The organism is Streptomyces sp. NPDC036822 (assembly GCF_055609145.1).
On sequence record NZ_JBVJPY010000006.1, the window covers coordinates 63490 to 82674 of the forward strand.

19 protein-coding genes are annotated in these 19185 nt (G+C 70.1%); 4 read left to right on the forward strand and 15 right to left on the reverse strand.

What is annotated here, in order from left to right; genetic code table 11:
- The first annotated feature begins 602 nt into the window (after nt 1-602).
- From ACZ68P_RS15980 to ACZ68P_RS15990, 3 genes are read left to right on the forward strand one after another with little or no spacing between them, the layout of a single operon-like run.
- Nucleotides 603-1718 (forward strand): acyltransferase family protein, encoded by a 1116-nt coding sequence (locus ACZ68P_RS15980; protein ID WP_471006469.1) that lies wholly within the window; start codon nt 603-605, stop codon nt 1716-1718.
- A 46-nt stretch (nt 1719-1764) separates the two neighbouring features.
- The gene (gene coaA, locus ACZ68P_RS15985) at nt 1765-2796 is read left to right on the forward strand and encodes a type I pantothenate kinase (protein WP_471006472.1); all 1032 of its coding nucleotides are present in this window, start codon (nt 1765-1767) and stop codon (nt 2794-2796) included.
- A gap of 20 nt (nt 2797-2816) precedes the next feature.
- A complete protein-coding gene (locus ACZ68P_RS15990; protein ID WP_471006475.1) occupies nt 2817-3800 on the forward strand; it encodes a DUF389 domain-containing protein in 984 nt (327 codons plus the stop codon).
- On the opposite strand, the gene glmM is transcribed toward ACZ68P_RS15990, so the two are convergent.
- The 4 genes from glmM to ACZ68P_RS16010 all read right to left on the reverse strand — a co-directional run bounded on the left by glmM (nt 3797) and on the right by ACZ68P_RS16010 (nt 8180).
- On the reverse strand, nt 3797-5155 hold the full coding sequence (gene glmM / locus ACZ68P_RS15995) for a phosphoglucosamine mutase (RefSeq protein WP_471006477.1): 1359 nt from the start codon (nt 5153-5155) through the stop codon (nt 3797-3799). The genes ACZ68P_RS15990 and glmM overlap by 4 nt on opposite strands.
- Nucleotides 5156-5333: 178 nt before the next feature.
- On the reverse strand, nt 5334-5852 hold the full coding sequence (rpsI, locus tag ACZ68P_RS16000) for a 30S ribosomal protein S9 (RefSeq protein WP_471006480.1): 519 nt from the start codon (nt 5850-5852) through the stop codon (nt 5334-5336).
- Nucleotides 5853-5894: 42 nt separating this feature from the next.
- A complete protein-coding gene (gene rplM, locus ACZ68P_RS16005) occupies nt 5895-6338 on the reverse strand; it encodes a 50S ribosomal protein L13 (protein ID WP_365718507.1) in 444 nt (147 codons plus the stop codon).
- A 219-nt stretch (nt 6339-6557) separates the two neighbouring features.
- A complete protein-coding gene (locus ACZ68P_RS16010) occupies nt 6558-8180 on the reverse strand; it encodes an ABC-F family ATP-binding cassette domain-containing protein (protein WP_471006483.1) in 1623 nt (540 codons plus the stop codon).
- 56 nt (nt 8181-8236) lie between these two features.
- Between ACZ68P_RS16010 and ACZ68P_RS16015 the strand changes: the two genes are divergently transcribed.
- A complete protein-coding gene (locus ACZ68P_RS16015) occupies nt 8237-9121 on the forward strand; it encodes a hypothetical protein (protein ID WP_471006486.1) in 885 nt (294 codons plus the stop codon).
- Here the strand turns inward: ACZ68P_RS16015 and ACZ68P_RS16020 are convergent.
- The 11 genes from ACZ68P_RS16020 to infA form a co-directional block, all read right to left on the reverse strand.
- The gene (locus ACZ68P_RS16020; RefSeq protein WP_471006488.1) at nt 9067-10605 is read right to left on the reverse strand and encodes a glycosyltransferase family 39 protein; all 1539 of its coding nucleotides are present in this window, start codon (nt 10603-10605) and stop codon (nt 9067-9069) included. The genes ACZ68P_RS16015 and ACZ68P_RS16020 overlap by 55 nt on opposite strands.
- Entirely contained in the window at nt 10602-12188 is a 1587-nt protein-coding gene (locus ACZ68P_RS16025; RefSeq protein WP_471006490.1) for an ArnT family glycosyltransferase, read from the reverse strand. The genes ACZ68P_RS16020 and ACZ68P_RS16025 overlap by 4 nt, the downstream gene beginning before the upstream one ends.
- Nucleotides 12185-13180: a glycoside hydrolase family 26 protein gene (locus ACZ68P_RS16030; protein ID WP_471006492.1), complete on the reverse strand. Its 996-nt coding sequence runs from the start codon at nt 13178-13180 to the stop codon at nt 12185-12187. Before ACZ68P_RS16030 ends, ACZ68P_RS16025 begins: the two co-directional genes overlap by 4 nt.
- On the reverse strand, nt 13180-14796 hold the full coding sequence (locus ACZ68P_RS16035; protein ID WP_471006494.1) for a glycosyltransferase family 2 protein: 1617 nt from the start codon (nt 14794-14796) through the stop codon (nt 13180-13182). Before ACZ68P_RS16035 ends, ACZ68P_RS16030 begins: the two co-directional genes overlap by 1 nt.
- Nucleotides 14797-14930: 134 nt before the next feature.
- The gene (truA, locus tag ACZ68P_RS16040) at nt 14931-15785 is read right to left on the reverse strand and encodes a tRNA pseudouridine(38-40) synthase TruA (protein ID WP_471006496.1); all 855 of its coding nucleotides are present in this window, start codon (nt 15783-15785) and stop codon (nt 14931-14933) included.
- Between the two features lie 88 nt (nt 15786-15873).
- Nucleotides 15874-16368: a 50S ribosomal protein L17 gene (rplQ, locus tag ACZ68P_RS16045; RefSeq protein ID WP_365718493.1), complete on the reverse strand. Its 495-nt coding sequence runs from the start codon at nt 16366-16368 to the stop codon at nt 15874-15876.
- A gap of 207 nt (nt 16369-16575) precedes the next feature.
- Nucleotides 16576-17598 (reverse strand): DNA-directed RNA polymerase subunit alpha, encoded by a 1023-nt coding sequence (locus tag ACZ68P_RS16050; protein WP_069171149.1) that lies wholly within the window; start codon nt 17596-17598, stop codon nt 16576-16578.
- A gap of 134 nt (nt 17599-17732) precedes the next feature.
- Nucleotides 17733-18137, reverse strand: coding sequence for a 30S ribosomal protein S11 (gene rpsK, locus ACZ68P_RS16055; RefSeq protein ID WP_003956432.1), 405 nt, complete (start codon nt 18135-18137; stop codon nt 17733-17735).
- Nucleotides 18138-18203: 66 nt separating this feature from the next.
- Nucleotides 18204-18584: a 30S ribosomal protein S13 gene (gene rpsM / locus ACZ68P_RS16060; protein WP_365718491.1), complete on the reverse strand. Its 381-nt coding sequence runs from the start codon at nt 18582-18584 to the stop codon at nt 18204-18206.
- Between the two features lie 198 nt (nt 18585-18782).
- Entirely contained in the window at nt 18783-18896 is a 114-nt protein-coding gene (gene rpmJ / locus ACZ68P_RS16065; protein WP_003956441.1) for a 50S ribosomal protein L36, read from the reverse strand.
- Nucleotides 18897-18963: 67 nt separating this feature from the next.
- Nucleotides 18964-19185: a translation initiation factor IF-1 gene (gene infA / locus ACZ68P_RS16070; RefSeq protein WP_003956442.1), complete on the reverse strand. Its 222-nt coding sequence runs from the start codon at nt 19183-19185 to the stop codon at nt 18964-18966.

Genomic DNA, 19185 nt, shown 5'->3' on the forward strand with positions numbered 1-19185 from the left:
ATTTTCCGCATGCATGCGAATCACCCGATCCAGACAAATCACTTTGTGAGCTGCGACACAGGGGATTCCGCGACCTACAACACAGCGCCGGAATCCACCAGCACAATTCACGACGGCCGGCCGCGGAAAGAAATCCAGGCAGCCACCCACAAAGGGGAGGTCCGAAGACGAGGCCGCCATGAGAGCGGCACGCAAGGCGAGGGGGTCCCAACCGCCCACGGTGTAACAACCTGGGTGGCCAGGCGCACCCTGAAAAAATACCCCCTGTGGCGATTTGACCGGCAAAGCGCTCCACACCGGCTACGGGGCAGCCGCTTACGCAGCGATCCGCCGATCTTGTGGCAGCGTGATACGTTCCCGGCAGGGACAATTTCAGTTTGAATCGACCGTCAGCCCAGCCGTCCGCATATCTCACACGGCACGAGGGCTCGCTAACCCCTCCAATGGTGATCACGAAACGGGCACCCATGCCTTCTCACCTGGGAGGCTTTTAGGGGTACGGAATTTCTACTGCCACTGAAGACCGAAGCCTGCCCGCAGCGGGCTCGGCCACAGCATCCGACGCAGCGCAGTCCTCGCGTTCCCGCGAAGCACGCTGGGCCATGCCGCTGGGCGGCACCCGCGTGGACTCGCTGACCGGCCTGCGCTGGTTCGCCGCCCTGGGCGTGTTCTTCTTCCACACGCGGTGGTACTTCGGCGAATCCGAGGCGCTTCTCCACCTCTCGGCGATCGGCTACGAAGGCGTCCCCTTCTTCTTCATCCTGTCCGGCTTCGTCATGGCCTGGGTCGCCCGGCCCGAGGACACCACCCTCAGCTACTACTGGCGGCGGTTCGCCCGCATCTGGCCCCTGCTGGCGGTGACCACGGCCGTCGTGGTGGTGCTGCTGAAGTGGTGGTGGCACCTGCCGGTGTCGAAGGTGGACATCCTGTACACGCTCACCTTCGCCCAGGCGTGGAGCGCGGACCACTTCATCTCCCTGAACGCCGTCACCTGGACCCTGTCCGTGGAAGCGTTCTTCTACCTGCTCTTCCCCTTCCTGTACTGGGTCCTCTCGCGCTGCTCCTCGCGGCTGCTCATGGCGTTCTCGGTGCTCTCCGTCGCCGCCACCGCCGGCACGCGTCTTCTGACAGTCCGCTACGACTTCTCCCCCGAGACCGAGCGCTTCATCGTCGCCTCTCCCCTCTCCATGACGTCGATGTTCGTCATGGGGCTCTGCGCAGCCCTCCTCGTGCGGCGTGGCTGGAAGCCGCCCTTCGGAGTCGGGGTCGCACTCTGCCTGGCAGCAGGATCGGTCCTGCTGTGCTGGTTCTGGCTGCGTCATCCCGACGCCGTGCCGGGGATCGCCCCGAAGTACGGAGTCTTCGACACCCTCCTCATGCCGGCCTTCACCCTGCTGATCGTCACGGCGACACTGCGGGACGTGGGAGGCAAGCGCTCCCTCCTTCGTTCGAAGCCGCTGGTCAAGCTCGGCGAGTGGTCCTTCGCCTTCTACATCTCCCACGTCGTCATGCTGCGCGTCTTCGGCCACATCGGGATGGTGCCGAGCGGAGGGCTGCGCCGGGACGCCGTGGAGGTCGTGATCGTGGCCCTGGCCACCGTGGTCGTCGCCGCGGTCCTGCACGAGTGCGTCGAGAAGCCGGCCGAGCGGCGGCTGCGGCGGCTGATGCCGTCCCGCGGAGCAGCCGCGCGCCCCTCCGTCTCCCCCTCGTCCACGTGACCCACCCCACCACCCACAACCGCCCCGCACCCCCGACAATGGCCGTGTGATCACTTCGGCGCCACGAAGCGCGCCCGGCAACGGCAACAGCCATGGCAAGGGCAACGGCAAGGGCAACGGCACCGGCCAGCGCCGGGCCGAGGTCTCGCCGTACGTCGACCTCACGCGTGACGAGTGGAGTGCGCTGCGCGACAAGACGCCGCTGCCGCTCTCCGCGGACGAGGTCGAGCGGCTGCGCGGGCTCGGGGACGTCATCGACCTCGACGAGGTACGGGACGTCTACCTTCCGCTGTCCCGGCTGCTCAACCTGTACGTGCAGGCCACCAGCGGCCTGCGGGGCGCCCTGAACACCTTCCTCGGCGAGAACGCCGAGCAGCGCGGCACGCCCTTCGTCATAGGCGTCGCCGGCTCCGTCGCCGTCGGCAAGTCGACGGTGGCACGGCTCCTCCAGGCGCTGCTCGCCCGCTGGCCCGAGCACCCGCGCGTGGAGCTGGTGACCACCGACGGCTTCCTGCTGCCGATGGAGGAGCTCAAGGCCCGCGGGCTGCTGTCCCGGAAGGGGTTCCCCGAGTCGTACGACCGCCGGGCGCTGACCCGGTTCGTCGCGGACATCAAGGCCGGGAAGGACGAGGTCACCGCCCCCGTCTACTCCCACCTGATCTACGACATCGTCCCCGGCGAGCGGCTCGTCGTGCGCCGCCCCGACATCCTGATCGTCGAGGGGCTCAACGTCCTCCAGCCGGCGCTGCCGGGCAAGGACGGCCGCACCCGGGTCGGTCTGGCCGACTACTTCGACTTCTCGGTGTACGTCGACGCCCGGCCCGAGGACATCGAGGGCTGGTACCTCAACCGCTTCCGCAAGCTGCGCGACACCGCGTTCCAGAACCCGTCCTCGTACTTCCAGCGCTACACCCAGGTCTCCGAGGAGGAGGCCCTGGACTACGCCCGCACGATGTGGCGCACCATCAACAAGGTGAACCTGCTGGAGAACGTGGCCCCGACGCGCGGCCGTGCGACCCTCGTCGTCCGCAAGGGCCCGGACCACAAGGTCCAGCGGCTCTCCCTGCGCAAGCTCTGATCGCCCGTTAGGGTGCGGCCATGCTGCACCTTCGGATGATCGTTCCGGCCGACCGTACGGACGCCGTTCTCGACCTGATCGGCGAGACCGTGGGCACGGCCCATCTGGCGGTGGTCTCCGGGGCCGCGCGCGACCCGGCCGGGGACATCGTCCTGTGCGACGTGGCCCGCGAGGCGTGCGACGAGCTCCTGCACCGCCTGCGGAAGCTGGGGATCGACAAGGACGGCTCGATCGCGGTCGAGGACATCGGCGTGTCCCTCTCCGAGCGTGCCGAGCACGCCGAGAGGGAGGCACCGGGCGAGGGCGCGGACGCGGTGGTGTGGGAGCAGCTGACCGAGGCGACCCACGAGGAGTCCACCCTCTCCTACACCTATCTGCTCTTCATCTGCCTGGCGACGATGATCGCCGCCTGCGGTGTGGTCCTCGACAACGCGGTCCTGATCGTGGGCGCGATGGCCGTCGGCCCGGAGTTCGGTCCGCTCGCCGGGATCTGCACGGGGCTGGTGCGGCGCGCTCCGAGGCTGGCCTGGCGCTCGCTGAACGCTCTCCTCGTGGGATTCGCGGCCGCGATCGTGACGACGACCCTGTTCAGCCTGCTGATGGACGCGACGGGCCAGTTCGAGGCGTCCATGCTCAACGAGCCGCGCCCCAACACCGGCTTCATCTGGCAGCCCGACCCCTTCTCCTTCGTCGTGGCCGTCCTGGCGGGGGTGGCCGGCATGCTCTCGCTGACGTCGGCGAAGTCCGGGGCGCTGGTGGGTGTCGCCATCTCGGTGACGACCGTCCCGGCGGCCGCGAACGCGGCGGTGGCCCTCAGCTACGGCGAACTGGGCCAGATGTGGGGCTCCGTCGAGCAGCTGCTCCTGAACCTGCTCGGCATCATCGTCGCCGGTGTCCTCACGCTCGCCTGCTGGAAAATGCTGTGGCGCACCCAGCGGGGGCGGATGACCCGCCCGCCGGGTACGCCACAGGACACGCGCGCACGGGACGCGCGAAAGAGCTAGCCCAGCGCCGACTTCACGACGTCGGCCAGGCGTCCCGCCACCGCGCGCGCCTGCTCGATGTCGGCCGCCTCCACCATGACCCGTACCAGCGGCTCCGTCCCGGAGGAACGCAGCAGCACGCGGCCGGTGGTGCCCAGCTCGCGCTCGGCCTCGGTGACGGCGCCGGCCAGCTCGGCCGACGTGGTCACCCGCGACTTGTCGACGTCCGGCACGTTGATGAGGACCTGCGGCAGGCGCTCCATCACGGCGGCCAGCTCCGCGAGCGACCGGCCCGTGGCCGCGACCCGGGCCGCGAGCATCAGGCCGGTCAGGGTGCCGTCGCCGGTGGTCGCGTGGTCGAGGACGATCACGTGGCCGGACTGCTCGCCGCCCAGGGCGTAGCCGTGCTCCTTCATGGACTCCAGGACGTACCGGTCGCCGACGCCCGTCTGCACCAGCTGCAGCCCCTCCCGCTCCATGGCGAGCTTGAAGCCGAGGTTGGACATCACGGTGCCGACGACGGTGTCGCCGCGCAGGGTCCCCGCCTCGCGCATGGCGAGCGCGAGCACCGCGAGGATCTGGTCGCCGTCGACCTCCCGGCCGGCGGCGTCGACGGCGAGGCAGCGGTCCGCGTCGCCGTCGTGGGCGATGCCGAGGTCCGCGCCGTGCTCGACGACCGCGGCCTTCAGCAGGTCCAGGTGCGTGGAGCCGCAGCCGTCGTTGATGTTGAGCCCGTCGGGGCTGGCACCGATCGTGACGACTTCGGCGCCGGCCCGGGAGAACGCCTCGGGCGACACGCGCGCGGCCGCGCCGTGCGCCTCGTCGAGGACGACCTTCAGCCCGTCGAGCCGGTTCGGCAGGACCGCGATGAGGTGGGCGACGTACTTGTCGAAGCCCTCGTCGTAGTCGCGGACCCGGCCGACGCCGGCGCCGGTCGGCCGCTGCCACGGGGCACCGGTGCGGTGCTCCTCGTAGACGGACTCGATCCGGTCCTCCAGCTCGTCCGCGAGCTTGTGGCCGCCGCGGGCGAAGAACTTGATGCCGTTGTCGGGCATGGCGTTGTGGCTCGCGGAGAGCATCACGCCGAGGTCGGCGCCGAGCGCGCCGGTGAGGTAGGCCACGGCAGGGGTCGGCAGCACGCCGACGCGCAGGACGTCCACGCCCGCGCTCGCGAGGCCGGCCACGACGGCGGCCTCCAGGAACTCTCCCGACGCACGCGGGTCGCGACCGACCACCGCGGTCGGGCGATGGCCTTCAAAGGTGCCCGCCTCGGCGAGCACATGCGCCGCGGCGACCGACAGACCGAGCGCGAGCTCCGCCGTCAGATCCGCGTTGGCAACACCGCGCACACCGTCCGTGCCGAAGAGTCGTCCCACCACTGTCCTCCGAAACTGCTACGAAAAATTGCGATCCCGTACGGATTCCTTGACGGCCGATGCCCGTTTGACCGCGAAATCCGCCCAGAAGTGCCCGAGGTGATGAAAAGACGTACGCCCCGGCAGCACGGGCAGTGCCGCCGGGGCGTACGTACGAACCAGGACGAGCAGGCGCGATTTAGCGCTTGCTGTACTGCGGGGCCTTACGGGCCTTCTTGAGACCGGCCTTCTTGCGCTCGACCGCACGGTCGTCGCGGGAGAGGAAGCCGGCCTTCTTCAGGGCGCCGCGGTTGTTCTCCACGTCCGCCTCGTTCAGCGCACGGGCCACGCCGAGGCGCAGGGCACCGGCCTGACCCGAGACGCCGCCACCCGCGATGCGGGCGATGACGTCGTAGCGGTTGTCGAGCTCGAGCACCTTGAAGGGCTCGTTGACTTCCTGCTGGTGCACCTTGTTGGGGAAGTAGTCCTCAAGGGTGCGACCGTTGATCTTCCACTTGCCGGTGCCCGGAACGATCCGGACGCGGGCGATGGCGTTCTTGCGACGGCCCAGACCGGCGGCCGGCTGCGGGTCGCCGAAGCGGGACGCCAGGGACTCCGAGGTGTACTCGCCCTCGACGGGGGCCTCGGACTCGAAGGTGGTGACCTCGGCGTAGGTCTCCTCGCCCTCGATGGGGTTCTCAACAGTGGTCTCGGCCACGATGCTCCTCAGATTTCTTTTCGTCTTAGGGGGTGGCCGGAACTACTGCGCGACCTGGGTGATCTCGAACGGGACCGGCTGCTGAGCAGCGTGCGGGTGGTTCTCGCCCGCGTAGACCTTCAGCTTCGAGAGCATCTGACGGCCGAGGGTGTTCTTGGGGATCATGCCCTTGATGGCCTTCTCGACGGCCTTCTCGGGGTTCTTGTCCAGGAGCTCGTCGTAACGGACGGAGCGCAGACCACCCGGGAAGCCGGAGTGGCGGTACGCCAGCTTCTGGGTGCGCTTGTTGCCCGACAGGTGAACCTTGTCGGCGTTGATGATGATGACGAAGTCGCCCATGTCCATGTGGGGGGCGTAGATCGGCTTGTGCTTGCCTCGCAGGAGGTTCGCAGCCGTGGTCGCCAGACGGCCCAGGACGATGTCCCGCGCGTCGATGATGTGCCACTGGCGAGTGACATCGCCGGGCTTGGGGCTGTACGTACGCACTTCGTAGCCTTCGCTTCTTCAGTGGATGGAGTCCAGACACACCTGAAGCGATCATGCAGCTGGGGCCTGCACTGCCGGGAACATCGCCCGTATGCGAGCCACTGGTAACTGCTCCAGGGAACCTGCGTAAGGGCCCTTCGCGTGAGAACGACGAAGCCACTACGCATAACAAACCGCAACAGTACCCGCGCCCCCCCGGACGGGTCAAAACGCGCCGCCCTACCGCGCCCGGTCCACCCGCCGCTCGTCCCACACCGGCTCGGTCGTCTCCCGTACGACGCCGTCCGAGCCGAAGACGAGGAACCGGTCGAAGGTCTTCGCGAACCACCGGTCGTGCGTGACGGCCAGGACGGTCCCCTCGTACGACTCCAGGCCGTCCTGAAGGGCCTCCGCCGACTCCAGGTCGAGGTTGTCGGTCGGCTCGTCGAGCAGCAGCGCCGTCGTCCCGGACAGCTCCAGGAGCAGGATCTGGAAGCGGGCCTGCTGGCCGCCGGAGAGCTTCTCGAAGGGCTGGTCCCCCTGCCCCTCCAGTTCGTAGCGCCGCAGGACGGACATGGCCCCGCCCCGGTCCTTGGCGTGCTCCGACCACAGGATGTCCACCAGGGTCCGGCCCTGGAGCTCCGGGTGGGCGTGGGTCTGGGCGAAGTGGCCGGGCACGACCCGGGCGCCCAGCTTCCAGGTGCCCGTGTGGGCGACCGCCGGGTCCCCGGCGAGCAGGCGCAGGAAGTGGGACTTCCCCGACCCGTTGGAGCCGAGGACACCGACCCGTTCGCCGTAGAAGATCTCCAGCGAGAACGGCTTCATCAGGCCGGTCAGCTCCAGGTTCTCGCAGGTCACGGCGCGCACACCGGTACGGCCGCCGCGCAGCCGCATCCGGATGTCCTGCTCGCGCGGCGGCTCGGGAGGCGGGCCGGCCTCCTCGAACTTGCGCAGCCGCGTCTGGGCGGCGGCGTAGCGGGAGGCCATCTCATGGCTCACCGCCGCCGCCTGGCGCAGGTTGACCACCAGCTTCTTCAGCTGCGCGTGCTTCTCCTCCCAGCGGCGCTTCAGCTCCTCGAAGCGGGCGAACCGCTCCCGCCGCGCGTCGTGGAAGGTCGCGAAACCGCCGCCGTGCACCCACACGTCCGACCCGGCCGGCCCCGGCTCGACCGCGACGATCTTCTGGGCGGCCCGCGCGAGCAGCTCCCGGTCGTGGGAGATGAAGAGCACGGTCTTACGGGTCTCCCGCAGCCGCTCCTCCAGCCACCGCTTGCCGGGGACGTCGAGGTAGTTGTCCGGCTCGTCGAGCAGCAGCACCTCGTCCGTACCCCGCAGCAGGGACTCCAGGACCAGCCGCTTCTGCTCGCCGCCGCTGAGCGTGCGCACCTCGCGGAACTGCGCCTTCTCGTACGGGACGCCCAGCGCCGCCGTCGTGCACATGTCCCAGAGGGTCTCGGCCTCGTACCCCTGGACCTCCGCCCAGTCGCTGAGCGCCTGCGCGTACCTCATCTGGGCGGCCTCGTCGTCGACCGTCATGATCAGGTGCTCGGCCTCGTCGACCGCCTTCGCCGCCTCGCGGATCCGCGGCTGGGCGACGGAGACCAGCAGGTCGCGGACGGTGCGCTCGTCGCGCACCGAGCCGACGAACTGTGGCATGACGCCGAGCCCGCCGCTGACGGTGACGGTGCCGCCGTGCGGCTGCAGCTCACCGGCGATCATGCGGAGCAGGGTGGTCTTCCCGGCGCCGTTGGCGCCGACGAGGGCGACCACGGCGCCCTCGCCCACCCGGAAGGAGGCGTCGGCGAGCAGCACCCTCCCGTCCGGAAGGTAGTACTCCAGATGCGCGGCCTCGACATGTCCCATGAGGGGCATTGTCGCCGCCCGCACCGGTGTCTCCCAACCGGTTTAGGATGCGCGGCATGAGCTTTGGGGGACCGCAGTGGCCGCAGGAGCCGCAGCAGCAGCCGTACGGACAGCAGCCGAACCCGTTTCCGGGGGCGCAGGCGCCGGGGACCCCGGACTGGGGCGCCCTCGCCGACGCGTCGGCGGCCCGTAGCCGGCGCAAGCGCTGGCTGACGATCGGCGGCGGCGCGCTCGCCACGCTCGCGGTCGGCGCCATCGTCGCCACCGCGATCGTCAGCGGCGGCGACGGCGACCCCGCCAAGAACGGCGGCACCACCCCCACCGGCTCTGTGGGCCCCAGCGACTCCCCCACGCCGGAGCCGACGTTCTCCTCCGTGGCCCCGCCGCCCCCGCCGGACCCCATGGACTACATCTCCGACGAGAAGAAGGACAAGGCACCGCTCAGCGCCGAGGGCCTCTTCCCGGGTAAGAAGTTCACGATGAACGACCGCGCCTACACGAAGGGCGCGACCTCGGCCACGAACAACTGCGCGAGCGTCACCCAGGGCGCGCTCGGCTCCGTCCTGCAGAAGAACGGCTGCGACCGGCTGCTGCGCGCCACGTACGTGAAGGACGGGGTGGCCATCACGGTCGGCGTGGCCCTCTTCTCCACCGAGGCCGAGGCCCTGAAGGCGAAGAGCCAGGCCAAGGGCGGCATCGCCCCACTGACGGGCGCGGGGGTGGCCGACTTCTGCCGCGCCACGGTCTGCCTGCGCCGCGCGAACGCGATCGGCCGGTACGCCTACTTCACCCAGGCCGGCTTCACCAACGGCAAGAAGGTCACCTCGGCGGACAAGGCCGTCTTCCAGGCCAGCGACGATCTGGGCACCTTCGCCTTCAACCAGATCTACGCCCGCGGCCGCACCCAGGCCGCGGCGGCGGCGGGCGCGCCCGGGGAGTGAGGGCGGCGCTCCAGGAGCTGGACGGTCATGAGGTTCAGCCGCTCGGTGCGGACCACGGTGAAGCCCTGCTTCAGCGCCTTCTCCTTGTCCCGGGGCATGTACGCGTACGGATCGCCGTTCCCTGGCGAGACGAACCACACCCGGGCGGTGTCGGCCAGGTGCGCGGCGGGCGGCTCGTACTCGTACCCGTAGAACAAGCCCGTCTCCTGCGGTGGCTGCTTCAGCAGCACGTCCCTCGGACGGGAGCCGTCGCGTAGCTGGTACGCCAGGGCGAGGCGCGAGCCGAGGCTGCGGTGGAAGACGATGGCGTCGCCGGGTCGCTGGCCGGCCTTCACGACCCGGGCCGCGCCCTCATAGTCGGGCTCGAACGCCGGGTCCTGCCGAGCCTGCACCAGCGCGGGCACGAGAGGGACCGCCAGGAGGGCCGAGGCCGCGGCACCCATGAGCGCTCCCCGCGCCCACCACCAGAGGCCTTTGCGGCCCTCTCCGGTGAGCACGTCGTGACACCGGACGGCGCCGGCCGCCGCCAGCAGCGTCCAGGCGGGCACGGTGAACAGAAGGTACCGGGGCAGGAAGAGGTGCAGCCATCCACCGGTCAGGGCGGTCGCCACCGCCGGCAGCACTGCCCAGAGCAGGAGGAAGAGGCCGGTCCCCGGGCGTGGTCCGGGGCGGCGCACGGCCCACAGCCCCAAGAGCGCGAGCGTCAGGACCACGCCGAAGGCGACCCCGGACCCGAACAGGTCCACCCCGAACATCCGCAGGTCCCGGTCGGTCACGTCGTTCCAGCCGATCTGGCCGCTCTGCGCCGAGCCTCGGTACACCATGGGAAGGACGGCGGACGTGCCGACGAGCGCCGCGCAGCCGAACGCCCACGGCGCTACGGGGTCACCGCCCCTGCGGGCGTGCATGACGGCCAGGGCGTGGGCCGCGAGGACGCCGAGCGCGACCATGTGGCTGAAGCCGGTCAGCGCGACCGCCGCCGTGTACCCCGCCCAGGTCCGCAGCGACGGCCGGTCGAGGGCGCGGAGCAGCAGCAGCGTGGCCGTCAGCGCGAAGAGCATCGCGAAGGCGTAGGGGCGGGCTTCCTGCCCGTACCGGGTGACGGTCGGGACCAGGGCGAAGAGCAGCCCGGCCACGACTCCGGTGCGGGTGGTCAGGAGCCGGCGGCCGATGAGGGCCACCAGTCCGGCCGAGGCCCCCATGGCGAGCGCCTCGGGGAGGCGCAGGGCGGCCTCCGAGGTGCCCGTGAGCCAGGTCCAGGCCCGCATGGCGGTGTAGAACGGCACGAAGACGATGTCGATGTTGCCGGTGAGCCGGGTGAAGTCCCGGTACGACAGGGTGGTCGCCCACCAGGTGGCGTACTCGTCGAACCACAGCTGACGGCGGCCGAGGCCCGGCACGATGAGCGCCAGTGCGAGGGCGGTGGGCGCCAGGAAGCCCGCGAGCGCGCGGCGCCGGTCGGTTCGCTCGAACGGTGGGTTCATCGCTTCACCCAGATCCGGTAGTCGCCCGGTCCACCGCCGAGCCGGTACGGCACGACGCCGAGCAGCCGGTAGCGGCCGCTGTCCTTCAGCGCCTCGGCGACGGCCGCGTCCCCGGGCGAGCGCCCGTCCTGCACGACGAGGTCGAACCGTCCGACGTCGAAGGCCTCGCGGTGACCGGGCAGGGCGCCCCCGCCGTCCCGGTAGCCGATGCCGTGAAGGGAGGTCCAGTGCGTCCGGTCGGTGATGTCCCGCAGGTAGTAGGCGGCGACGTCGGGCTGGGGGGCGAGATAGCGTCCGGCGCCCGGGGTCACGTACTGCCGCAGCGACGCGGTGAGCCGGTCCGACTCGGGCCAGGAGACGAAGCGTTCGGCCGACTGGGCCGCGCCCAGGCAGAGCGTGAGCACCCAGAGGCCACAGGCGAGCTGCGGATGACGGACGTGGGCGCCGACGAGCCTCGTCAGGCCGACCCCGGCCATCGGCGCGGCGAAGAGGAGGCCGAACCCCAGATGCTTGTACAGCGCGACGTGCGTCGCGAGGTGGATCTGGTACGCCGGGGCGAGCAGCGCCGTCCCGCACAGCAGCAGCCCCAACGACACCCGCCAGGCCCGGCCGGGGACGCCGGACGCCCGGGCTCGCGGTGACTCGTTCATCCGCCCGCGGCGGGCGTACGCCACCGCGCCGAAGCAAGCCGTCAGAAACAGCAGACCGCTCCAGCCCGCCGACTTCGCGAGGAGGTCGAGGACCGTGTCGGTGCCGTGCGCGCGTGCCGTGGTGGTGGCGCGGACTCCGTCGAGCACACCGGTCCACCGGAGGCCCGCCACGAGGGGGACTCCGGTGCCCAGTGCGAACAGGGCCGCCCGGACCAGACCCGCCGCCCTGCCCCGGTGCGGCCACGAGACCAGCGCGGCGAGCAGGACCAAGGTCGGCAGGTACAGCGCGGAGGCGTATTTCGTACCCACCGCGAGCGCGGCGACCGGCGCCGCGAGCAGCACCATGGCCGGGTGCGCCCGGGCGGTCCGGACGGCGATCCAGGCCGCCAGCGCGAGCAGGAAGACCGTCGGAGCGTCGTACGTGGCGAAGTTGCCGAGCACGATGGTCGACTGGGTCACCGCGTACAGGGCCGCCGCCGCGAGCGCCGCCCGCTCGTTGAACAGCCGGCGGGTGAGCGCGTACAGCAGCGTCGTGGCGCCGAGCATGAACAGCAGGCTGAGCAGGCGGGCGCCGGTGAGTCCGAACCACTCGTCGACCAGGGCGGCGAGGACGGGATGGAGGACCGGGGACCCGGAGAAGTAACTCCCGTAGTCCGTCGGCAGCTCGGTCCCGTGCAGCAAGTGCGCGATCTGCGCGTGTCCGGCGCTCAGGTACACGGCCTCGTCCTGGTGGGCGGTGTTCTCCAGGCGCAGCGACAGGGCCGCCTGCAGGGCCAGGACCGTGAGGAGGACCGCCCGCGCGATCCACGTGCGCCGCGGACCGCCCGCCGCGCTCCAGGCCGCTTCCGGGGGGCTCGGGACGCTGTACGCCGGTTCGCCCGGGGGCCGGGAGGCCGGGGGGAGCACCCCGGCCCGTGGCTCGGTGGAGGTCATGAGGCCCTCCGGACGTCGAAGCCGTAGAGGTCGTCGGCGGCCAGGCGCCTGAACTCGTCGAGCCCGTCCGGGCCTCGGGCCAGCCGCCAGTCGGCGCGGGGCGCCTTGTGGTCGAACCAGACGAAGCCGAGGATGTCGCGGTTGGCGCTCACCCCTTCGAACAGCTGCCGCATGTCGGCGCTTCTGCGTCCGCCGGGCTCGGCGGCCGTCTCCAGGATGAGCAGGGGCTTGGAGCTGAACCCGCGGACCTGTTCGATGGTCGGCCCGAAGAGTTCGGCGAAGGTGTCCGGCGGGTCGTCGTAGGTGAAGTAGCCGACCATGCCCACCCAGTCGACGAACGCGTCTCCCGGGTAGTACGGCTCCAGCGGCACGTCCTTCACGGGGTTGACGACGTTCGGCGACCAGGCCCAGATCACGTTGGCCGCGCCGACCTCCGTGAAGACGTCGTGGATGTGGCGCCAGGCGTCGACGTAGACCTCGGGCGTGGTGTGTTCCGTTCCCCACCGGTCCCAGAAGCCGTTCATCTCGTCGGCGAAGGTGATGACGACGGGCAGGTTCAGCTTCCGTACCGCCGTCGCGTACTTCTTGATGTAGGGGTCCGAGGCGCCGGAGGCGATCTCCTTCAGGGAGGTGCCGAAGGGCTCCCAGGACACGACGGTCAGCGCCCCCGACTGCCAGGCGTTGCGCACACCGCTGATGTCGAACCCGTCGCCCCAGGCCGCGTAGTAGCCGATGAGGTTGGGGCGCTTGCCGACCCTGCCGGCGTAGTCGTCGACCGGCTTCATGGAGTTCGGCGCGCCCGCCACCGACGTACCGAAGTACTTCTTCGCCGGGTGCAGCAAGGGCCGCACGTCGTAGGGGAGTTCGAGCGCCGGCTTGGGCGCCTCGGGGTGCGGGGCCGGCGCGGCCGTACGCGGATCCGGCGCGCATCCGGTCAGGGCCAGCAGCGCAGCGAGGAGCAGCGCCGCCGCTGCGGTGAGACGCGGGCCCATCAGTCGTCCCCTTCCGTCCGGGGGTGTACGAGAGCCCGGCCGACGATCAGTGCGTAGAAGAGTCCGGAGGAGAGCAGCAGGGCGAAGTCGTAGGCGTCGAGCGTGAGCGTCCGCCAGATCGCGGCCGTCACCCAGACCACGGCGGTGCCACCGCCCCAGACCCACAGTCCGGCCCGGAACCGTCCGGTCCCGTCCCCCCTGGCCTGGCTGGATCCGGTGGCCTGCCAGCCCCTGCGCCGCCCGCCCAGGCAGTCCCAGATCGCGAAGACGTGCGCCCAGCCGTACATCATGCGGACGGCCCAGGCCTCCAGGCGGTAGGGGACGCGGTGCCACAGGGGGAAGACGACCGTGGTGTAGACGATGCTGGGCAGCACCAGCCAGAGGAACTCCACCCGGGGTTTGTCCGGGAAGGCCAGCAGCAGCACGATCGGGACGAGGGGGGCGGCGAAGGTGAAGAGCGCCGTGTGGAGGTAGTAGAAGAACCCGGACAGATAGCACAGGCGGCTGCCGAGGGTGAGCTTCGCCTGCCAGAACTTCATGCTGCCCAGCAGGCTCATGGAGCCGGCGCACCAGCGGTACTGCTGGTTGAAGAAGGCGCCGGCGGTGTCCGGGCACACCCCCGCCGACAGGGCGACGGGCACGTAGCGCAGGTCCCAGCCGAGGCAGCGCAGGTCGAAGCCGGTGTGGACGTCCTCGGAGTGCTCGATCAGCGTGGTCCCGCCGTTCTCCGCCAGGGCCGCCCGCCGGTAGACGGCGCAGCTTCCGACGCAGATGGCGCCGTCCCGGCCCTGCCGGGAGACCTGGACGGCGCGGTAGAACAGTTCCTGTACGGCCCCGGCTCCGCGCTCGATCCAGTTCTGCGCGTCGAGGACCCGGAAGTACTGCGGTGACTGGACGATCGCGGTCCGCCCGTCCGCCTCCAGGTACGGGAGCAGCTCGTCGAGCAGGTCGGCGCGCGGGGCGAAGTCGGCGTCGAGGACGAGGATGTAGGTGCCGTCCGACCGGCCGAAGCCGAAGTGCAGATTGCCCGCCTTCTTGAACCAGCCGCGCTCGGGTCGGCTGCCGTAGCGGAAGCCGAAGTCACCGGCCATCGCGCGCAGTTCGGGGGCGGCCGAGTCGTCAAGGACGTACGGCACGCAGACGCCGGGGTACCGGTCGGCCAGTGCCCGTACATGGGTCCAGGTGTTGTGCAGCACCTCGATGGGCTCGCCGCACACCGGCAGGAAGACATCGACCGAGGGGTGGGCCGCGGGCCGCCAGGAGCGCACCAGCCGGCGGTGCCGGGCGAGGTCGAAGTCCCGGCTGAAGGCGTTCACCCGCAGGGAGACGAGGTAGTAGACGACCGTGAAGGCGAGCAGGGGGGCGAACATCCACAGCAGGGGCGTGGAGGACGCCAGCCGGAACTGGCTGACCGCCAGGCAGCCGACGCTGACCAGCGAACTGGCCGTCAGCACCCAGAGGTGGCGCCGGGCGTAGCCGTCCCGCTCCTCGTCGGTAGGGGGTGCCGGCAGCAGGCCGGACGGAGCCGATCCCGGATCGTCCCTCGCCGGCCGCGGTTCTGGCCGTTGTCGTCCTGTGGCGAGCCCGGTCGCACGGGCGGCCTCGGTTGCACTCATCTGAACTCCCGACCGCCCTCCTCGCACCGAACGAGGTGGCGTGCCGGAAATCTATGGCGGGAGGGGACGGGCGCCCTGGCGACGCGGCTGCGCGCGTTTGCCTTTTAACCCGAAATGCCGGAATAAATGATAAGTCAGCAGCAGCCACTTCCGGGCAGTGTCCGCCTGTTGCGGGCCTCCACGTTGCGGGCGGCCAGCAGGTCGTCCGCCGGGTAGCCGACCTCTTCGAGGGTCAGCCCGTGCGGCCGCACGACGTGAACGGCCGAGTCCCGCACGCCCGCCGCGAGCACCTTCGCCGGCCAGTCCACCGGCCGGTGCCCGTCACCCACGAACAGCAGCGCGCCCACCAGCGAACGGACCATGTTGTGGCAGAAGGCGTCCGCCTTCACCGTCGCCTCCAGCACACCGCCGGGCCGCCGCTCCCAGCGCAGCTCCTGGAGCGTGCGGATGGTGGTGGCACCCTCGCGCCTCTTGCAGTAGGCGGCGAAGTCGTGCTCCCCCACCAGACGCTCGGCGGCGGCGTTCATGGCGTCCATGTCGAGGGTCCAGTCGTGCCAGAGGACATGGCCGCGCAGGAGCGGGTCGACCCCGCCGGGGTTGTCGGTCACCCGGTAGGCGTAGCGGCGCCAGATCGCGGAGAAGCGGGCGTTGAACCCGGCCGGGGCCTCGGTGAGCCGCCAGATCCGGACGTCGTGGGAGAGGCGTCCCGCGAGCCGCCGCAGCAGCTTGTCCCGGTGCTCGGCCCACAGCTCGACGGGGAGATCCACGTGGGCGACCTGCCCCCGCGCGTGCACACCGGCGTCGGTGCGGCCGGCGACGGTCAGCTCGTACGTCTCCTTGGAGCGGGTCACGGTCTTCAGGGCGTCCTCGATGTCACCCTGGACCGTCCGCTGCCCCTGGGCCTGCTTGGCCCACCCGGAGAAGTCCTTGCCGTCATAGGACAGGTCGAGCCGGATGCGTACGAACCCGGCCTGCACGTCGTCGCTCACGCGCTGCTTCCTCTCGAACCCTCTGCGTACGGGAGCGGGCCCGTACCCCAGGGGTACGGGCCCGCCCACGAGAAAAACGGAAGAACGCTTACGCGTCCTTCGCCTCCTCGGCCGGAGCCTCGGCGGCGTCCTCGGCCTTGGTCTCCTCGACCTTGGCCTCGTCCGACTCCTTGACCGCACGCTTGGTGGCGGCCTCGGCCTCGGCGACGGTCGCCTTCTTGGCGATCTCACCCTCGACCAGCTCGATCACGGCCATCGGGGCGTTGTCGCCACGACGGTTGCCGATCTTGGTGATACGGGTGTAGCCACCCGGGCGCTCGGAGTAGCGCGGCGCGATCTCGGTGAAGAGGGTGTGGACGATGCCCTTGTCGGTGATCGTCTGCAGCACCAGGCGACGGTTGTGGATGTCGCCCTTCTTCGCCTTGGTGATCAGGCGCTCGGCGACCGGACGAAGGCGGCGGGCCTTGGCCTCGGTCGTCGTGATGCGGCCGTGCTCGAAGAGCGACTTCGCCAGGTTGGCGAGCAGCAGACGCTCGTGAGCGGCGCTGCCGCCGAGGCGGGCACCCTTGGTGGGACGCGGCATGGTGATTCTCCTTGTGATCTGCACCGGCCGTATGAGGTACCGGTGTCAGTGTCCGCGCGGGCGTCTGCCCGACGGAGATCCGGGCTACCCCCGTAGGGGGGCGCCCGGAGGGGGCGCGGGGCGGTGTCGATGTGCGACTCCGTCGCGTGGGCGCGACAAGCCGCAGCGCACCCGCACCCGAGGTACGGACCGGAACGGCCCGAGCTCTTAGTACTGCTCGGTCTCGACGAAGCCCGCGTCCGCGTCGTCGTCGGCGCCGAAGGCGTCGGCGGCGGCGGTCGGGTCGAATCCGGGCGGGCTGTCCTTGAGGGCCAGGCCCATGCCGGCCAGCTTCGCCTTGACCTCGTCGATCGACTTCGCACCGAAGTTGCGGATGTCGAGCAGGTCGGCCTCGGAGCGCGCCACGAGTTCACCCACGGAGTGGATGCCCTCACGCTTGAGGCAGTTGTACGAACGAACGGTGAGCTCGAGCTCCTCGATCGGCAGCGCCAGGTCGGCGGCGAGGGCGGCGTCCGTCGGGGACGGGCCCATGTCGATGCCCTCGGCGTCGATGTTGAGCTCGCGCGCCAGACCGAACAGCTCGACCAGGGTCTTGCCGGCGGACGCCATGGCGTCACGCGGCCGCATGGCCTGCTTGGTCTCGACGTCGACGATCAGCTTGTCGAAGTCGGTGCGCTGCTCGACACGGGTCGCCTCGACCTTGTACGTGACCTTGAGCACCGGGGAGTAGATGGAGTCGACCGGGATACGGCCGATCTCCTGGCCCAGCTGCTTGTTCTGCACGGCGGAGACGTAGCCGCGACCGCGCTCGACGGTCAGCTCCATCTCCAGCTTGCCCTTGCCGTTCAGCGTGGCGAGCACCAGGTCGGGGTTGTGCACCTCGACACCGGCCGGCGGGGCGATGTCGGCAGCCGTGACCAGGCCGGGACCCTGCTTGCGCAGGTACATCACGACCGGCTCGTCGTGCTCCGAGGAGACGACCAGCTGCTTGATGTTCAGGATGAGGTCGGTGACGTCCTCCTTGACGCCCGGCACGGTGGTGAACTCGTGCAGGACACCGTCGATGCGGATGGACGTGACGGCCGCACCCGGGATCGAGGAGAGGAGCGTACGACGGAGGCTGTTGCCGAGCGTGTAGCCGAAGCCCGGCTCCAGGGGCTCGATGACGAACCGCGAGCGGAATTCGTCGACGACCTCTTCGGTCAGCGAAGGACGCTGAGCGATCAGCATGGTGTGTGTTCCTTCAGTCGTGGACGCCCACTATTTGACGCCCGACAGGTACTGCTCGTACTGCAAGGGTACGGGCGGCACGGCCCCCGAAAGGGTCGTACCGCCCGGACACCCAGACCGTCGCCGGTCGTGCGTCAGACGCGACGACGCTTCGGCGGACGGCAGCCGTTGTGCGGCGTGGGGGTGACGTCCTGGATCGAACCGACCTCGAGGCCCGTGGCCTGGAGGGAGCGGATCGCGGTCTCGCGGCCGGAGCCCGGACCCTTGACGAAGACGTCGACCTTGCGCATGCCGTGCTCCTGCGCGCGGCGAGCGGCCGACTCGGCGGCCATCTGCGCGGCGAAGGGGGTGGACTTGCGCGAGCCCTTGAAGCCGACGTGGCCGGCGGAGGCCCAGGAGATCACGTTGCCGGACGGGTCCGTGATCGAGACGATCGTGTTGTTGAACGTGCTCTTGATGTGCGCGTGGCCGTGAGCGACGTTCTTCTTTTCCTTGCGGCGCACCTTCTTGGCAGCGCCCTGACGACCCTTGGGGGGCATCTATATCTCCTACGGGAGGTGGTCGGTCCTACAGCGAAGACCGTGTGGTCAAGCGTCCGCTGAGGACTACTTCTTGCCCGGCTTCTTCTTACCGGCGATGGCGCGACGCGGGCCCTTGCGGGTACGGGCGTTCGTGCTGGTGCGCTGGCCGTGGACCGGAAGGCCACGACGGTGACGCAGACCCTGGTAGCAGCCGATCTCGACCTTGCGGCGGATGTCGGCCTGGATCTCGCGGCGGAGGTCACCCTCGGTCTGGAGGTTGGCGTCCACGTACTCGCGGATCTTGACCAGGTCCTCTTCGGCCAGGTCACGAACGCGGGTGTTCGGGTTCACGCCGGTGGAGGCGAGGATCTCCTTGGACCGGGTGCGCCCGATACCGAAGACGTAGGTGAGTGCGATCTCCACACGCTTTTCGCGCGGGATGTCAACACCGGAAACGCGTGCCATGCAATGGCTCCTGTGTGTTCGGGGGTCTTCCGCAAAGCCGCTCCCGACCGCCGACCCCTCGGATTCGAGAGGTGGTACGTCCGGGTCCCCGGCCCCCGCCGGAGGTGCCGCCGACCCTTACGGGCTGGGCGGGCCTTGCGTATGTACGTTGCTTGCGTCGCGCGAAGAACTGCGGAGGTGCAGGTCGGTCGGCGTGCGTCAGCCCTGGCGCTGCTTGTGGCGCAGGTTGTCGCAGATGACCATGACCCGGCCGTGACGGCGGATCACCTTGCACTTGTCGCAGATCTTCTTGACGCTCGGCTTGACCTTCATGGGATGTGAGGTTCTCCGGGTCAGTGCCACCACCCGCGCACCGGAAGATGCGGGATGCGGGCAAGATCTACTTGTACCGGTAGACGATCCGGCCACGCGTCAGGTCGTACGGAGAGAGCTCCACGACGACCCGGTCGTCCGGAAGGATTCGGATGTAGTGCATCCGCATCTTGCCGGAGATGTGCGCGAGGACTTTGTGACCGTTCTGGAGCTCCACCTTGAACATGGCGTTCGGGAGGGACTCGATCACGGTGCCCTCGATTTCGATGGCACCTTGCTTCTTGGCCAC

What these genes read in the sequence shown, in the direction of transcription:
- ACZ68P_RS15990 (WP_471006475.1), top strand. Translation starts at nt 2,817, where the DNA reads ATGCTGCACCTTCGGATGATCGTTCCGGCCGACCGTACGGACGCCGTT.
- ACZ68P_RS16030 (WP_471006492.1), bottom strand. Translation starts at nt 13,180, where the DNA reads ATGGGCCCGCGTCTCACCGCAGCGGCGGCGCTGCTCCTCGCTGCGCTG.
- ACZ68P_RS16015 (WP_471006486.1), top strand. Translation starts at nt 8,237, where the DNA reads ATGAGCTTTGGGGGACCGCAGTGGCCGCAGGAGCCGCAGCAGCAGCCG.
- rpsK (WP_003956432.1), bottom strand. Translation starts at nt 18,137, where the DNA reads ATGCCCCCCAAGGGTCGTCAGGGCGCTGCCAAGAAGGTGCGCCGCAAG.
- ACZ68P_RS15980 (WP_471006469.1), top strand. Translation starts at nt 603, where the DNA reads ATGCCGCTGGGCGGCACCCGCGTGGACTCGCTGACCGGCCTGCGCTGG.
- ACZ68P_RS16010 (WP_471006483.1), bottom strand. Translation starts at nt 8,180, where the DNA reads ATGGGACATGTCGAGGCCGCGCATCTGGAGTACTACCTTCCGGACGGG.
- ACZ68P_RS16050 (WP_069171149.1), bottom strand. Translation starts at nt 17,598, where the DNA reads ATGCTGATCGCTCAGCGTCCTTCGCTGACCGAAGAGGTCGTCGACGAA.
- rpmJ (WP_003956441.1), bottom strand. Translation starts at nt 18,896, where the DNA reads ATGAAGGTCAAGCCGAGCGTCAAGAAGATCTGCGACAAGTGCAAGGTG.
- ACZ68P_RS16020 (WP_471006488.1), bottom strand. Translation starts at nt 10,605, where the DNA reads ATGAACCCACCGTTCGAGCGAACCGACCGGCGCCGCGCGCTCGCGGGC.
- rpsM (WP_365718491.1), bottom strand. Translation starts at nt 18,584, where the DNA reads ATGGCACGCGTTTCCGGTGTTGACATCCCGCGCGAAAAGCGTGTGGAG.
- ACZ68P_RS16035 (WP_471006494.1), bottom strand. Translation starts at nt 14,796, where the DNA reads ATGAGTGCAACCGAGGCCGCCCGTGCGACCGGGCTCGCCACAGGACGA.
- ACZ68P_RS16025 (WP_471006490.1), bottom strand. Translation starts at nt 12,188, where the DNA reads ATGACCTCCACCGAGCCACGGGCCGGGGTGCTCCCCCCGGCCTCCCGG.
- rplQ (WP_365718493.1), bottom strand. Translation starts at nt 16,368, where the DNA reads ATGCCGCGTCCCACCAAGGGTGCCCGCCTCGGCGGCAGCGCCGCTCAC.